Here is a 15360-nt window from a genome sequence, read left to right on the forward strand (position 1 = left end):
TGTTTAAAGACTTTTGTCACAACCTCTTTTTAAAATTTGGATGACATATTTACTCACGTTAACAAATAATTTTTTCAATCCCTAACTTCAAGCCCTTCATTGCACTGCCTTAATAATTGCCTTTGCTACTAGCGACGCGTATTCTTTCGAGCCCTCTGGATTAGGGTGAACGTGGTCGCCGTAGAACCAACCGGGTTGGTTCTTAGCGGGGCCGTTCCAATCGATAATTTGCAAATTATCATACTTCTTCGTAGCTTTATTCAAGGTTTGGTTAACCGAACCTTCCCAAGTTTGGGTAGGTACGTGGACGTTAACCCAGAAGAGCTTCCGGTGCTTACCGACCACCTTTTCAATAGCGTCGATTTGTTTAGCATTTACCGGGCCATTTGCGCCTAAATTAATTAGCACGTTGTCGCTCAGTTGTCCTTGTTTCTTCATGGAAGTTAGTAATCCCGGTGCTTCATCCACCTGTCGACCAACCTTAGCGGACATAAACGCGGTTGGGAAGATTTCTTGCAAATCGGCTCCCGTATCTTCTAGAACGGAATCGCCTACTCCAGTTAATGGAATTGACTTAGCTGCGCCCATTTCTTGGTCCGTTAGATGATACTTTTGAGCAATTGCCTTTTCTTTCTTAGTTAACTTAACGTGTTTATCCTTAGATTTGGCATGGTCTTTTTGCGCTTCCTTTTGTTTTTTCAGCGCAACAGCATTTTTACGGTCCGTAGCCTTGCTATTTTTGGCCAGCTTAGCCTGTAAATCATCAGTTTTTTGCGAGACTTTTTCTGGAGCAGTGACTGCGCCAAAAATTGCCACGAAGGTAACAAACAAGACGGCTGCCACACCTACGTGACGCCATTTAAATCCTGATTCGATATCGAACATCTCCTTCAAGAAACGGCCTAGATGACGATAATCAAACTGTGCTAACGGAATCTCAACAAACCGGTAGGACAGTTCACTCAACACTAAAATAATTACTAGCGGAGCGATCGTATTTAAAACTGGATGCGCCGCAATGTTGGTAACCTTTTGTTCATAAAACACCATCACCGGTAATTGGTACATGTAAATACCGTACGACCGGCTTCCTAACCATTTGAAAACTGGATTAGTCAACGCTCGATTCCAAATAAAAGCCGGATGGGCAATGATGGCAATCATCAATACTGACAATACCGAAAAAATAAAGATTCCGCCATAGTAAGGCCACGCAGAAGTCCCTGGCATGGTGAAGAATGACGTGATCATTAACGCCATGATGATCAATCCGATAATGTTTGCAACGGCATTTTTATGCAAATCAAGGTTTTTCTTCAACCTAGTAGAAGGCCAAATAAAAGCCAACGCCGCACCAATCAAGAAGGGCGCTACCCGGGTATCCGTACCGTAATAAACACGGTTAACCGTGTCCGGATGGTACAGAATTGCCATGATCATTGCTGAAATCACGCTAAGCGAGAACAGGATCCCCGCTACCTGCACCCGACGATGGGTGTAAATTTTTAACAACACAATTAGTAAAAGCGGCCAAATAAAATAGTATTGTCCGAGTACCGACAAATACCATAAATGGGTAAAGGGTGACTCCCCATTATACCGGTCAAAGTATGACTGCCCGTGACCCACCAGCCACCAGTTGTATACGAAGGTCAGGTTGGTCAAGATTATGCTTCGGATATGCGACAATAAATTATGCGCGAAGATGGTCATATAAGCGGTGCTCGCCACCAACACAACGACTAGGGTCGGATATAACCTCCGCAGCCGGCGTAAATAAAAAGCCCCTAATTTTATTTTCCCCGTACGATCCCATTCCTGAATAAAAATATCCGTGATTAAGTACCCAGATACCGCAAAAAAGATTGGCACCCCGAGATACCCTCCCGGAACCTTATAAGGCATTAGATGGTAGAAAATAACTCCTAAAAGTGCCAACACGCGCAAACCATCAAATCCAGTAATGTAGCGGCGCGCCCCCGTATTTTTGTATTCTAAAGAAACTTCATCAAACTCTTTCATTCACGCTTACCTCTAACATCCAAAATAAACAACTTTTTCTCCCCCATAAACGTTGATTAACTATGTACGCTCAATGATTAATATCATATAATAACCATTCCAAATATCCAACTATATGTGTAAAACATTTTTAATTTTTATCTAATTCCTACATTAATGTAAACAAAAAAGGGAGGTTTGCATACCAAACATCCGCCCATGAAGTACCAGAGATGATTTTACCACCCCATCATCACTTATTAAAATCGTGAATTGGCGTGGTAAGATAGCTATAACTTTGAAATTAAGAAAGGAATTCTCATTCATGAAAAAAATCGCAGTATTTTGTGGCGCTGCCGAAGGTGAATCTCCCCGCTATACCGCAGCTGCTCAACAATTAGGTAAGTACTTAGCAAACCATCAAATGGGGCTAGTATACGGTGGTGGCAAATACGGATTAATGGGGCAAATTGCCACAGCTGTCTTAGAATCCGGCGGCTACGTCGAAGGAATCATCCCTCAGAACCTTGCCGATCGCGGTGCTAGTTACTCAGCAATTTCTAAACTAGAAGTCGTTGAAAACATGCCGGTCCGCAAGCAACGGATGATGGAGCTTGCGGATGGCTTCGTGGCACTCCCCGGAGGACCCGGCACCCTTGAAGAAATTGCAGAAGTGTACTCTTGGTCATTAATTGGTGAAAATGCCAAGCCGTGCGCCCTTTACAACGTTGCCCATTACTACGATGCCTTGCAAGAATTCTATGATCGCATGGTTAAAAATGGATTCTTAGCCAAACCCGCGCGTGAAAAATTACTATTTTCGGATTCATTAGACGAGATTTTTCAATTCATCAATAGTTACACCCCGCCTGCAATCCGGCAATACTAAGCCAGAAGCGACACCACTAATAGGATTGTCACAATCACCCGGACTACAAAATGAGGCCAGTTAATATTGAAAAAAATTAACTGCCCGTTAACTAACGAAACCGGCAACACCAGTATTAATCCGGCTATCCCTAGCCACGGCTGGATAAAATTTAGCAACATTAACGCTCCCACAATGATGTTAGCCGCCATAATCCAGGTTTCTACCTGTGCTTCAATTCGAAGTGCACTATAAATCAAGAAACCTCCGTATAACATAGTTAATATGATTCCAACGGTATGTGTCATTGTGGCCACTCCCCATAATTTATATTGAAGAAATCGTTATCTTTTACTAATTCCATTGTAACAATATTGTGGCAAAAATTAAGAATAAAGTTTACGGTTGACATCTTACTCATTTATTTATATAGTTAGTCACATGAGTAATTAAGTAATTCGGGAGGGACTTTTTATGAACAACCAAAATATTGTTAGTGTTTCGGACTTGCGGAAAACTTATGGGGGAAAAAACGAACGGCAATACGAAGCACTAAAGGGAATTAATTTTGATGTTCAAACAGGGGAATTTGTGGGAATCATGGGAGCATCTGGTTCCGGTAAAACCACCCTATTGAACATGTTGGCAACTTTAGATAAGCCAACTAGTGGACAGGTACTAATTAACCAACAGGACGTTACTCGCCTAAAGGGAAATCAAATCGCTGATTTCCGTTCTAAAGAAATTGGTTTTATTTTCCAAGATTTTAACCTTTTGGAAACTTTGACGGCGGAAGAAAACATCGCTTTACCACTTTCTTTGCAAGGCGTTCGTCGCAGCGCTATTAAACAAGCGGTTCACGCCGTTGCAGAAACTTTGTCGATCCAAGACCTATTGCGAAAGTACCCAACTGAACTTTCTGGTGGGCAAAAGCAACGGGTTGCCGCTGCCCGGGCCATCGTTCATCAACCAGCATTACTATTGGGTGACGAACCAACTGGAGCTTTGGATTCTAATAGTGCACGAGAAATGTTGGAATTATTGACGGATATTAACCAAAAACAAGGCGTTTCCGTCCTCTTAGTTACCCACGATCCGTTCTCAGCAAGCTTCTGTCAACGAATCCTCTTCATTAAAGACGGGGTCATTGGCCAAGAATTGCGGCGCAACGGTACCTCACGTTCTGAGTTCTATCAAGAAATTCTTGAAAAACTCGGTACGTTTGAACAGTAGGAGGTTTGCATAATGTTACTCAGACTAGCTCTATCTAATATTAAAAACCACCTGCGTGACTACGTAGTTTTACTAACCGGTTTAGTGATGTCTTCGGCAATTTTCTACATGTTTGCCAACTTGGCAACTAACGAAGGATTTATCAAGGCAAATGCTACTTTTAAGTATGCTAGCCCCGTCTTTATATTTGGGGAAGTTTTATTGGTAATTATCACGTTTGTTTACGTAATGTACGCTAATTCGTTCCTATTAAATATGCGCCTTCATGATTATGGATTATTCATGATGCTAGGCGCAAAAAAACGGCGCGTTGGTAGTTTGATGGTTTTCGAAACCATGACCGTCGGAATTATTGCTACCGTCTTAGGTTTACTGCTAGGTGTGGGATTAACTGGTGGGATTTCACAATTGCTATTCCACCGCTTCGGGTTAGAAATTCACAACTTCAACCCCATTTACTTCAAGGCAATTCTGGTAACAGTCTTGTTGTACTTGATTTTGTTCTTCATTGCTGCGCTGTTTAACTTACAATCTTTAGTCCGGAAACCAGTCTTAAAGCTTCTTAAGCAAACTGACACCGTCGACCGGATTAAAATTAATCCAATTGGTCTACTCTTTTCTGGCGTTGCCGGGATTGTTCTTGTAGGGATTGGTTATTACGCACTCGCTAAAATTGTAGACCTTCAGCTTTCTGCAATTCCGATTGCTTTAGTTACCATCGTAGTTGGTAGTTTCTTGATTTTCCGCTCTAGCATGACGCTGATTATTCATTGGCTAAAGAATTCAGGATTTGCTCAACGCAAACTAAATACCTTTACCTTATCGCAAATCATGTTTCGAATTCGAGATTATAACAAGATTCTAACGATCACTTCGTTACTATTTGCTTTGGCATTAGGGGCTATCACCGTTGGGGCTGCTTTCAATCGTGAAATTGATTCCACGGCTCAATTACAAAGCTCCTTTACGCTTGCTTTAAATAACCCCACTGCCAAAGAAAAACGGTTAGTTAAGCAACTGAAGAATGCTGAAGTCGTTAGTTATGATCAAAAATTTGCTAACTCACACGTTTACTATAATGAAGACCAATTTGAACAACATCCATTTTATACCATAAAATACAACCCCAGCACGGATCACCCTGCTGATGCCAAACGGGTTAAAATTTCATTGAGTGATTTAAAAAATGATGCTAGCCGGAGTATCGACTTTATTGGCTTAGGTGGCTCAAAAATTGATACTACGCCACAATTTTACTCTACTAGTGAATTTAACCAGCTTAACGGCGAAAAGGGTACCGTCAGCGTTATCACCGTCAAAGACATCGGTATAAACCGCGATGTTCTACAAAAACTTAATGATTTGCAAACTAAGGCTCATCCACAACCTGAAGAATTCACCATGGGTGTAGGTGCTTTTAAAGCTTACTTGCTAGCTAGCGGCATATACGGTGGGCTTGAATTCATTGGTTACTTCTTGGGAATTGCGTTCTTAGCAATGTTAGCAAGCTGCTTAATGTTCAAGATTCTTTCTGGAACGCGTCAAGATACTGTTCGCTACAACCTTCTAAACAAAATTGGAACTCGGCGCTCCTTGATGAAGAAAAGCATTAACCGCGAAATCTTTATCTTGTTTGCTCTTCCAGGAATTTTAGGAATCATTGACGTTTGGTTTGGACTTCAAATGTTCAAGCCACTCTTACACGACCCGTACTACAACATTCAATATCTAACCATCTTTTTTGTAGTAGTATACTTGGCTTACTATCTTTTAACCACTTGGATTTACAAGCTAATCGTGTTACCGAAGAAGAAATAAAAACACAATAGTAGCAAACGTGGCTGAAAAAAGCCGTGGTAAAAGTCAGTTTGTTCTGTACTAACTAAAAAATGGTCATTATGTCTGTCCTAGACATAATGACCATTTTCTTCTGCTCTCTTTTTCCCATCATTCACAATCATCGCATGAAAATTCTTCCATTGCTCCGAAGTTAAGTCCAATTCTTTCTCCACCATTTTTTTCGCCGCTTCATACCCCTTAGGTAACGGGCAGCCCATTCTTTCAAAAAGTCTTCTACTGTATTTATCGGCGATGAATCCTGCGTGCTCAAACGCGTACATCATTACGTAATCCGCCGTTTCTGGGCCAACCCCGTGTAATGCAAGCAACTCCGCTCGAAGTTGGCTTGAAGTCAAATTCTGAATCCGTAAAACCGAAAAATCGTAGCCCTTCGCCCATTGTAAAATATTTTTAATGGCGGCCGCCTTTCGCGTATAAAACCCACTCGGACGGACGTTTTGCTGCAATTCTTCGTCACTTAGTTCTAAAATTAACTTCGGATTGAAGTTAAAATTTAGTTTCAAGCTGTTTAAACTAGGGACCACGTTTCGCCAACTAGTATTTTGTACTAAAATTCCTCCGTACACGACTTCCCAGGGTGTTTCCTGCCATTCTTCCAGCCAAGGTTGCTTCCCCATTCGAGCGTACATCGTTTGATAAATTGTTTTAACCTGCACCGTTGCCACCTCCGTCCCCATTATATCGGCGAATTTTAAAAAAATTATTATAAAAGGCCTAAAATTATTAGATTTGCGTTAGAATAGAAGATAATTAATATAAAGGAGTCCTGAATTTGACTGAAAAAGCCTGCACAACCGTTTTAGTTGGTAAGAAAGCCTCAATCGATGGTTCGACCATGGTCGCTCGTAACGACGACACTTTCTTGCCGCTCGCACCGCACCGTTTCTACATGCATCCCGCTGAAAGTGGCGTAGACGAAACCATCGTCTCCTCACAAAACGGGTTTACAGCAAAATTACCTGCTAATGGCTACCGTCATAGCGCCGTTCCTAACATCGATCCTGATCGTGATGGAATCTATGACGAAAGTGGTTTTAACGAAAAGAACGTTGCTATGAGTGCCACCGAGAGTGTCTACGGAAACCCTAAGACCCTGGCGTACGACCCGCTCGTTCCTAATGGGCTTGCTGAAGACACTATGCCAACCATGGTACTTCCTTACATTGATTCCGCGCGAATGGGCGTAGAATACTTAGGTAAGTTAATTGCTAAGTACGGTTCTCCTGAAGGTAACGGCGTCATCTTTAGTGACAAGGATGACGTATGGTACATGGAAATCGTCACGGGGCACCACTGGGTTGCTCAGCGCATCCCTGATGATTCCTATGCCGTAGCTGCTAACCAAGTGGCAATTCAACAAGTTGACTTCAACGATCCTGACAACTTTATGTGGTCAGACGGTATTCAAGAATTCGTTGAAAAATACCATTTGAATCCTGACCATGAAGGCTGGAACTTCCGTCACATCTTCGGTACCGACACCGAAAAGGACCGGCATTACAATACTCCGCGGGTTTGGTATGGACAACTTTACCTTAACCCAGAAATCGAACAGGACCCGCAATCTTCAGAATTACCGTTCATTCGTCAAGCAAGCCGTAAAATTACGGTTGAAGACGTGGGCAACATTTTGAGTTCGCACTACAATGAAACTAAATACGATCCATTTGGCCATGGTGATGACAAGGATCGCTTGAAGTTCCGGCCAATTTCAATGAACCGGACCCAAAATTCGCACGTTTTGCAAATTCGTAACGACGTGCCTGAAGATCGTTCCGCAATTTTCTGGCTTAACTTCGGGGTCCCAGCATTTAGTCCGTACGTGCCGTTCTTTAACAACGCTACGGATACTGATCCTAGCTACAGTGCTACTAAGCAAACCATGAATTTGGACGATGCTTACTGGATGTACCGCGCGGTTGGTTCCGTTGTGGAAGGCCACTATAGCCAATTCATCCAAAAGAACGTGGACTACGTAACTGCTTCTAAAGAATTCTTGCGTGGCCGGGTTGCTGAAATTGATCGTCAAGCCGCTGAATTGTCTGGTGAAGAATTAACCAAGTTCTTAACCGAAGCCAACCATCAAACCGTGGCTGCGATGAAGGAGCGCACAATGAAGCACTTTAACGATCTGCTCGCTACTGGATTAACGCTTTCGAAATTGACGTTTAATATGGATAAAAATCTTTAATATGGAAAAGAGACTGATAAAAATATTCTCAGTCTCTTTTTTTAGGAAAATCTGCTTCTCAGCTGCCTAGTCAAAACATGTTCCAGCCACCATTTTTTTCCGGTTAACAACATTACGGCCCCTAATCGCCTAAAACGCGACTAGGGGCCGTAACATCGTTAAATCCTCGAGTCTTACCCGGGTGCTCCGTGCTCTAATTCTTTTCAATCGCCCGCGGTCTTCCCCAATAGTATCCCTGTTGTAGCTTAATACTATTGTCTACTAACCAGTCACTTACCGAGAGATTATCGATTCCTTCAATAATCAAGTCAATCTGGTTATCAATTGCCATTGAGCGCCACAACATCACCGTTTCTTGCACTAGGTCTTTACTTACGTTGCGTAATTGCAACAATGACAACTTGATCCGGTCGATATATTTACCATACTCACGAACAATATTAAAACTGTTCATTCCGCTAGAAACATCATCGATTGCAATTCGGAATCCTAAATCATGCACCTGCTTAATCGGCTCAATCATCGAATTATTGTAATACTGGTCGAAATACCGTTTACTTGGGATTGCTTCCGTGATTTCCACCATCAAGGTCTTTTGGTATGGAATTAAAGCCTTCAAAGCCTCGATAGTGCTTGGATACAATAATTGTTGCGGGTCAATGTTAAAACTAAAATATTGGTTTGGCTTATTTTTTACCAACTCTTTTAATTCATTGGCCATCCAATTACAGAAAATTCGATTACTCTCGTTATTCCGAATATATTCTTTAAAGAGGGCTGCTGGAAACTTATTGTCCTCTCCAGCTTCACGTAATAATAATTCATACTCTTGGAGCTTTCCTTCGGTGTCTTCGTTATCCACCGCAAAGATTGGTTGTTCATAAAAACACAACTTAACCACCGCAGCTTCTAATTCAGCCAACCTATCCTTCTCTAACTTAATGACGAAACATCCCCCTCTACAGACATACTATTCCTAAAATTATTTTTAGCTTGATATAAATATTTGTCAACTCGTTTATAAAAATCCTTGGCACTTTGATCACTTTTCTTAAGGTCAGTGACCCCAATCGATACTGTAACACGGACGTTGAGGTCGTCTTTAACTTCAAAAGTCTTTTCAACTAGAATATCACGGATCGTCTTCACAATTGGAGCAGCTTCGGCGGACGTCCGGTTCCGGAAAATAATCGTGAACTCTTCTCCACCAACCCGAAAAAGTTGCGCGTTAGTTTTACGTTCAAATAATTCATCCGAAAATAGCTGAGCAACGTATTTCAAAACATTGTCACCCACTTGATGTCCGTACTGATCATTAAATAGCTTGAAATGATCGATATCAAACATCACCATGGCAACTGGTAAATCATTATTAGAGTAAACTTCAAAAACTTCATTGACCACTTCGTTAAAGGTTCGCCGATTGCGGACCCCGGTTAAGAAATCATAACCGTTATCCTTTTCTAACTTCATGTATCGCTTGACCATAGCCCGAATTTCAATATTACCAAAATGAACAATTGTCATCATCATCATAAATTCAAAAGTTAGCAAAAGTACTTGGCTAACTGTCATAGTACGGATGCCTTTCAAAATCGACCACCAAGCAACCCCAAATAAAAACTGGGTTCCATAATACCAGGCACTATCAATCAACCAATCACTGTTGCGATAAATGACCCAAATCACCCCGATTAAAAGCAGCATCGCCAACAAATTTAAAATATTAAACTGCGTTTGATGCCGAATAATTGCCAATCCATAAATATAAATCGGCAACCCCATGTTGAACCAGAGTACCGTTTTGCGATGCACAATGTATAAACAATAAAACAAGATAATAAACTGGGCATTTGAGTATTGCCAGCCCAATTGACTACTATCAATGTCCGCATGGAGGGCCACAAAAGTTGCCTGTAAAAAGAGCATCGCAATCGCCAAGCTGACAAACCAACTAATCTCTTCATAAACTACTGTGTTAGTTTCATATCGACTAAAAAAGCGGTCAATCCCGTACGAAACCAACGTTAAAATGCATAAAACACCAATCGTAATTGCAGCAATAATCAACGTATTAAAACTAAAAAAACGCGCAAACCATTGTCCAATTGGACTTACAACCATACTAAAAGGCATTTTAATTTCTCCTATTCTTTTGCTATTTTAATTAAGGCGTCCACGTAGTCGTTAACAACAAAATAACCGGTATCCTTCGTTTAGCGCAAGAAAATTATACATAATCTCCCCTACCCACACTAAATGCAAAGGTTTATTTCTAACATTCCACATTGCCGAAATCAAAACTTAATCTTCCAATAAAAACTAATCTTTGCAATAATCTATTTTGCCGTCAATTTCATGGCGCTAAAAGTGCATAATTCCACGATACCGACGACTAAATCACTGTCCTTAAGTATACGATTTTTATTAGATATTTTGCAAGTTAATATTATTAAAAATTAACTTGTCAAAGTATTATTTTCAGTGTGCAACTTTTGCGCATAAAAAATACCCTTGAAGCTACGAGATATCGCTGCTTCAAGGGTATTTTTATCTGTCCGAGACAGTGGTGCTTAGGTGCTTACTTTAACATATCTTCGGCGGTCTTCTTTAGGTCAGCATCGCTCATGCTTTCCCACTTCTTGGCTTCCGCGATTGTCTTAACCGTGTTGTGACCGTTCGAATCCATAACGTGGTTCCACATTGCATCACGTACTGGAGTTGAATCGTCACTCCAATCAAATACTTCCTTCATTTGTTTATCCAAAAGTTGTGTCTTCAATGTTTCTGCCATAATAAAAGCCTCCAATAAACTGGGTGACCATGGTTAAAATCTAACCATGCCGTTCATTTTATTATTGCACCCCACGACTCTGTTATAACACTGGTTGGGCAATTTGTTAATATAGAAAATCGGTTTGTTTTGGTTGTGTATTTGTCGGGTATGATAACGGTTTATCGGCTCCTAAAACCCAAAGAAGTGGAAACCACCGTTAAATCGTTCCCACTTCTTGAACTTAACCGTTATTTTTCCTGATAATCAAAATACCCAAATTGTGCTGGTACTTCATAACCGGAATAATCCACGGCAGCTAGTCCAACGAAGGCCCCGGTAAAGAATCCGCCGTAAGTTTGTAAAACATAGTCATCTGATAACACGGCCGCATCTAACTCAACCGGAATCCGGTGCCATTCCTGACCATCAAAAGAGTACTCATAATAGTAAGTTTGTTTTTCCACTTGCGTTCTCAGCCAAACTTCATCAATATCGTCAGGAAGCTTAACGGCGTGGTCCTTCAAATAGGAAGTGTAGTTCCCATGATTATTCTCAGCCACTTCGATAACTTTTCCACGATTTTCATCGTGCGTAAGGAAGACCCATGACCAATGTTTATCATTATAGAAGTTAGTTAGCCCGGCCATCTGCTGGTAACTAAACGGATCAAATTTAACCTTAGTTTCCGCAGTAAAATTGAACGCCTGCCAGCGTTGGGCAATCATCGAAACGTCAAAATTACTTGCTAATGATCCGCGACCAACCAGCTCTAGATAACCCTTCCCGGTATGGCCCATTTTAGCCGTGAACGGTACTCGAAGCGTATTCCAATCTAAATCCAATGCTGGTTGGTCAAACTCGTCGTGGCGGGAATGGTCAGCCGAACCCGCGGACAAAATCGCATCCTTAGGGGCTTCTACTTCAACCTGGCCGCCATGGCCGCCCACAACTCTTGGCCATCCTTGGTCATCCCATTCTACTTTTTGAATGGCGGTCTCCCGGCCTAAAGTACTCCACCCCCGGGGATCGTGACGGGATTCGTTCGCGTGATTCCATGGCCGCGCACATAGTGATGCGTAATACCATTCTCCACTAGGTGTGTTAACTAGTGCTCCATGACCCTGCTTTTGTATTTCCATATCGGGCGTGTCAAAATTAGTGATGAAAGGTCCGTCTGGTTCAGTTTCAAAAGAGTTTTCGTCTAAGGTTTTAGAACGGGCAACCACCTCTTGGTGAGTAAATACCGTACCCCCTTCAGCTGCAAATAGATAATAGTAGCCGTCTTTTTGGTATAAATGTGGACCTTCAACCAGCTTAACTTCCGTACCGCGATAAATGGTTCGCGCGGTCTCTGGCTTTAATTTCATGGTTGTTACGTCAAGTTCCGTCAACGTGATCCCATCAAACGGGTGATGATATTCTCGATGATCCCAAGTTTGTTGAACCAAATATTTACGTCCATCTTGATCATGGAACAGTGAAGCATCAAAGCCCACCCCGTTTAATTTAATAGGATCGCTCCATGGTCCTCGAATATCCGTTGCCGTCGTTAGGTAATTGGTCATGTCTTTAAATGCACCTTCGGTTACCTTCACGTCGGTGTAAACCAGCCAGAATTTACCATCTGCATACGACAAATCAGGCGCCCAGATCCCCCCAGAAGCAGGGTTTCCTTTCATATCTAAAAGAGTCGTTGTGGATAATGGTGATGGCAAGAGTTGCCAATGCACCATATCTTTTGACTCGTGAAGTCGCACGCCAGGAAACCATTCGAACGTGGAGTTTGCAATGTAATAAGTGTCACCAACTCTGATCATGCTAGGGTCAGCATTAAAACCTGGTAATACTGGATTAACTATTTTCATTTTTACTTATCCTTTCTATATAAACGATTTATAATTCGCCTTGCGTCTTACGTTGGTCAATTTCTAAATTGATTTGCTTTACGTCAAGATCACTCAACGGATACCTACTCATAATCCACATTGCTACTACTGCCAATCCAACCGGAATCCAGATCATTGACCATTGGATCCCCATTAGTGAAGAGGAATTTTGGACTGCCTTAGTACCATCAAAATGGAAGAACGCGTTAATGTAGCCCGGAATAATTCCACCCAAGGCTAATCCAATCTTGAAGAAAAGACCCATAATTGCATTAATAATTCCCGCAACCCGTTTTTTAGATTGGTATTCACCATATGAAACTACTTCAGGAACCAACGACCACATGTAACCAGTTGCTGAGGTAATCCCCCATTGTTGTAGGAAGCGTCCAAGGTAACCTAACGCAGTAGCGTTCCTAAATTGCGGCATTTGCCAAACCCATAAAATAATTTGACCGACAATAAACAACGTTAAGAAAATGTAGAAAAACTGTTTTTTACCGATTTTACGCCGGACGATTGGCCACAAGAATACAAGGAAAATGCCAGGAATTGAACCAATCAAGTTAATTGAAGCCATCCATTCTGGGTGTCCAACGTTATATTGCATATAAAAAGGCCAAACCGTGTTTCCAAAAAACATAAACGTAAAACCAATTAAAAAGAACATTCCCAATACTTGAAGCGGCTTGTTACGTTTAATTTCAGCAAACAAGTCGGAATATTTAACGGCGTCGGTTTCTTCCTGGGTTGGCAAAACCCGTTCTTTAACCCCAAAATAAGTGCATAATAGTAACGCAAACCCAATAATCATGTAAATTGCCATTACGGAAAAGTATGCGCCGCCCGCATGTGGTGAAGTGTAATCCCCCAAATTCAATTTAATTCCAAATAATCCGATATCTTTAAGTTGCTTGTCTGGCGAAGCCAGTTGGATAAATAACGGCAAGAACGTGTAAACCATTAAATTACCAATGTTGGCTTCGGTCATCCGAACCGTAGTCACGGCAGAAACCTCATCGTTGTCCCGAGTTAACGATGCATTTAATGCGCCGTACGGGATGTTAACAAACGAATAGATTAAAGCCGTTGCCAAGTACGATCCAAACGCATAGATTACGTTTCCCCGCACTGCTTCAATTGGGAAAAATAGTAACGCTGCACAAATCGTCAGTGGAATCCCAAAATATAGGATGAACGGCCGGTACTTGCCTTTTTTAAAATGACTACGGTCAACCACTGCTCCCACCCAGGGATCCCAAAAAACATTTACCCACCGGACAATCAGGAAGATGGTTGCTCCCACCGTCGCTGAAATTCCAAATACCGTTGTCAGGTAAAATAACAGCATCGAGCCAACCGTCCCAAAAATCAGGTTTTGGGCTAGGTCGCCGGCACCGTAACTCACCCGCTCCTTCCAAGATAATTTAGCGAACTCATCTTTCGCCACGTCGTTGTTACTCGCCATCTTATCAGCCTCCTAAAAGCTAAATTGTTTTACAGCATCATTGTATTCGCTTACAAATTGCCATAATAGAAGGCTTTGTACCCATTTTTTGTCAAAATCTGACTATTCAAAATAACCCGAATCTTTAAGAGAACGCACTACCCGCTTCTTTCCTAATTGCTTGCGATAATCTCGTGGAGTTTGTCCACTCCATTTTTTAAAGCTCTTACTAAACATTGATGAATTGGTCACTCCCACCATTTCAGCAACATCTTCAACCGAATAATCTAGGTAACTGAGCAAAAGTTTAGCCTTCCGATAACGCTGCTTTTCTACATAATGAAGCGGCGTCATCCCGTAAACCTTCTTGAACGTTCGGTAACCATAACCATCACTAATTTTGATTTCATTACAAATATCTTGGAAGGTATTAAATTTCTCCGGATTGCCGATGTTATTTTCAATTAAAATTGCAATCTGACGGGCAACCTCTGCTTCCCGTTCGGAGAACCGGTTACTGCAATGCACCGGGTGATTTTCGATGAATTTGCTTAGATCATAGAGGTAATTCAGCATGAACAGCTGAATCTTGATGTTAACTTCATCTTTGCCTAATTCTCCCTGTTTTCCTAGTTCGCTATATCGAACAATTTCTTTAGCCGTTTTGAGCGACTCCTGTGCCAATTTTGACTTAGCATAAATCACCGTGTTGGCTAAATTACGAATAATTTCTGACTCTAACCGAATATTTTCAAAACTAAAATGAAAGGTAATGTAAGTTAAATCGTTAAATTGATTAGCATTCCAATTCTTATGCAACGTTCCCGGTGCAATGATAATGACGTCTCCTGGACCGTAGCTATACGAAACAGATTGATTAATTTCGGTGGTTTGATACCCATCGATCACACACATCAACTCAAACGCCTGATGTTTTTGTTCAAAAAATGACCATCCTCCGGGAACCGTCCGCATGTGCCCGCCAAAAACGTATAAACTTGCGTCAACAACTGGAATTGGGATAAATTTCTCCATTATTTTCACTCCCGTCTGGTAAAAATTATTTTAAAAAAGAGCGGAAATCTGGGTAAAACGCCC

13 protein-coding genes are annotated in these 15360 nt (G+C 41.6%); 4 read left to right on the forward strand and 9 right to left on the reverse strand.

Features of this window, described 5'->3' with window-relative positions:
* Positions 1-96 precede the first annotated feature (96 nt).
* On the reverse strand, positions 97-2022 hold the full coding sequence (locus tag HMPREF0623_RS05900) for an acyltransferase family protein (protein ID WP_002832549.1): 1926 nt from the start codon (positions 2020-2022) through the stop codon (positions 97-99).
* A gap of 304 nt (positions 2023-2326) precedes the next feature.
* Here HMPREF0623_RS05900 and HMPREF0623_RS05905 point away from each other — a divergent pair, with 304 nt between their 5' ends.
* Entirely contained in the window at positions 2327-2890 is a 564-nt protein-coding gene (locus HMPREF0623_RS05905) for an LOG family protein (protein ID WP_036671312.1), read from the forward strand.
* Here HMPREF0623_RS05905 and HMPREF0623_RS05910 read toward each other — a convergent pair.
* A complete protein-coding gene (locus HMPREF0623_RS05910) occupies positions 2887-3177 on the reverse strand; it encodes a hypothetical protein (RefSeq protein ID WP_002829498.1) in 291 nt (96 codons plus the stop codon). The genes HMPREF0623_RS05905 and HMPREF0623_RS05910 overlap by 4 nt on opposite strands.
* 166 nt (positions 3178-3343) lie before the next feature.
* Between HMPREF0623_RS05910 and HMPREF0623_RS05915 the strand changes: the two genes are divergently transcribed.
* Both HMPREF0623_RS05915 and HMPREF0623_RS05920 read left to right on the forward strand, forming a co-directional pair.
* Positions 3344-4102 (forward strand): ABC transporter ATP-binding protein, encoded by a 759-nt coding sequence (locus HMPREF0623_RS05915; protein WP_002832552.1) that lies wholly within the window; start codon positions 3344-3346, stop codon positions 4100-4102.
* 12 nt (positions 4103-4114) lie between these two features.
* Positions 4115-5920: an FtsX-like permease family protein gene (locus tag HMPREF0623_RS05920; RefSeq protein ID WP_002832553.1), complete on the forward strand. Its 1806-nt coding sequence runs from the start codon at positions 4115-4117 to the stop codon at positions 5918-5920.
* Between the two features lie 89 nt (positions 5921-6009).
* Here the strand turns inward: HMPREF0623_RS05920 and HMPREF0623_RS05925 are convergent, their stop codons facing one another.
* A complete protein-coding gene (locus HMPREF0623_RS05925; protein WP_004166321.1) occupies positions 6010-6639 on the reverse strand; it encodes an endonuclease III domain-containing protein in 630 nt (209 codons plus the stop codon).
* 95 nt (positions 6640-6734) lie between these two features.
* On the opposite strand from HMPREF0623_RS05925, the gene HMPREF0623_RS05930 reads away from it, so the two are divergent.
* Positions 6735-8153 carry a C69 family dipeptidase gene (locus tag HMPREF0623_RS05930; protein ID WP_004166322.1) on the forward strand — a complete coding sequence of 473 codons (1419 nt, stop codon included), beginning with the start codon at positions 6735-6737 and terminating at the stop codon, positions 8151-8153.
* A gap of 193 nt (positions 8154-8346) precedes the next feature.
* On the opposite strand, the gene HMPREF0623_RS05935 is transcribed toward HMPREF0623_RS05930, so the two are convergent.
* The 6 genes from HMPREF0623_RS05935 to HMPREF0623_RS05960 all read right to left on the reverse strand — a co-directional run bounded on the left by HMPREF0623_RS05935 (position 8347) and on the right by HMPREF0623_RS05960 (position 15297).
* Entirely contained in the window at positions 8347-9075 is a 729-nt protein-coding gene (locus HMPREF0623_RS05935) for an EAL domain-containing protein (protein WP_002832556.1), read from the reverse strand.
* Between the two features lie 11 nt (positions 9076-9086).
* The gene (locus HMPREF0623_RS05940; protein WP_002832557.1) at positions 9087-10289 is read right to left on the reverse strand and encodes a GGDEF domain-containing protein; all 1203 of its coding nucleotides are present in this window, start codon (positions 10287-10289) and stop codon (positions 9087-9089) included.
* Positions 10290-10734: 445 nt separating this feature from the next.
* A complete protein-coding gene (locus HMPREF0623_RS05945; protein ID WP_002829482.1) occupies positions 10735-10947 on the reverse strand; it encodes a P8 family protein in 213 nt (70 codons plus the stop codon).
* Between the two features lie 230 nt (positions 10948-11177).
* The gene (locus HMPREF0623_RS05950; protein WP_004166323.1) at positions 11178-12794 is read right to left on the reverse strand and encodes a glycoside hydrolase family 43 protein; all 1617 of its coding nucleotides are present in this window, start codon (positions 12792-12794) and stop codon (positions 11178-11180) included.
* Positions 12795-12822: 28 nt separating this feature from the next.
* A complete protein-coding gene (locus tag HMPREF0623_RS05955; RefSeq protein WP_004166324.1) occupies positions 12823-14283 on the reverse strand; it encodes an MFS transporter in 1461 nt (486 codons plus the stop codon).
* A 102-nt stretch (positions 14284-14385) separates the two neighbouring features.
* Positions 14386-15297 (reverse strand): AraC family transcriptional regulator, encoded by a 912-nt coding sequence (locus HMPREF0623_RS05960; RefSeq protein WP_004166325.1) that lies wholly within the window; start codon positions 15295-15297, stop codon positions 14386-14388.
* Positions 15298-15360: the final 63 nt, after the last annotated feature.

Source organism: Pediococcus acidilactici DSM 20284 (assembly GCF_000146325.1).
Classification (GTDB): Bacteria; Bacillota; Bacilli; order Lactobacillales; family Lactobacillaceae; genus Pediococcus; species Pediococcus acidilactici.

What these genes read in the sequence shown, in the direction of transcription:
- HMPREF0623_RS05900 (WP_002832549.1), bottom strand. Translation starts at nt 2,022, where the DNA reads ATGAAAGAGTTTGATGAAGTTTCTTTAGAATACAAAAATACGGGGGCG.
- HMPREF0623_RS05905 (WP_036671312.1), top strand. Translation starts at nt 2,327, where the DNA reads ATGAAAAAAATCGCAGTATTTTGTGGCGCTGCCGAAGGTGAATCTCCC.
- HMPREF0623_RS05910 (WP_002829498.1), bottom strand. Translation starts at nt 3,177, where the DNA reads ATGACACATACCGTTGGAATCATATTAACTATGTTATACGGAGGTTTC.
- HMPREF0623_RS05915 (WP_002832552.1), top strand. Translation starts at nt 3,344, where the DNA reads ATGAACAACCAAAATATTGTTAGTGTTTCGGACTTGCGGAAAACTTAT.
- HMPREF0623_RS05920 (WP_002832553.1), top strand. Translation starts at nt 4,115, where the DNA reads ATGTTACTCAGACTAGCTCTATCTAATATTAAAAACCACCTGCGTGAC.
- HMPREF0623_RS05925 (WP_004166321.1), bottom strand. Translation starts at nt 6,639, where the DNA reads ATGGGGACGGAGGTGGCAACGGTGCAGGTTAAAACAATTTATCAAACG.
- HMPREF0623_RS05940 (WP_002832557.1), bottom strand. Translation starts at nt 10,289, where the DNA reads ATGCCTTTTAGTATGGTTGTAAGTCCAATTGGACAATGGTTTGCGCGT.
- HMPREF0623_RS05945 (WP_002829482.1), bottom strand. Translation starts at nt 10,947, where the DNA reads ATGGCAGAAACATTGAAGACACAACTTTTGGATAAACAAATGAAGGAA.
- HMPREF0623_RS05950 (WP_004166323.1), bottom strand. Translation starts at nt 12,794, where the DNA reads ATGAAAATAGTTAATCCAGTATTACCAGGTTTTAATGCTGACCCTAGC.
- HMPREF0623_RS05955 (WP_004166324.1), bottom strand. Translation starts at nt 14,283, where the DNA reads ATGGCGAGTAACAACGACGTGGCGAAAGATGAGTTCGCTAAATTATCT.
- HMPREF0623_RS05960 (WP_004166325.1), bottom strand. Translation starts at nt 15,297, where the DNA reads ATGGAGAAATTTATCCCAATTCCAGTTGTTGACGCAAGTTTATACGTT.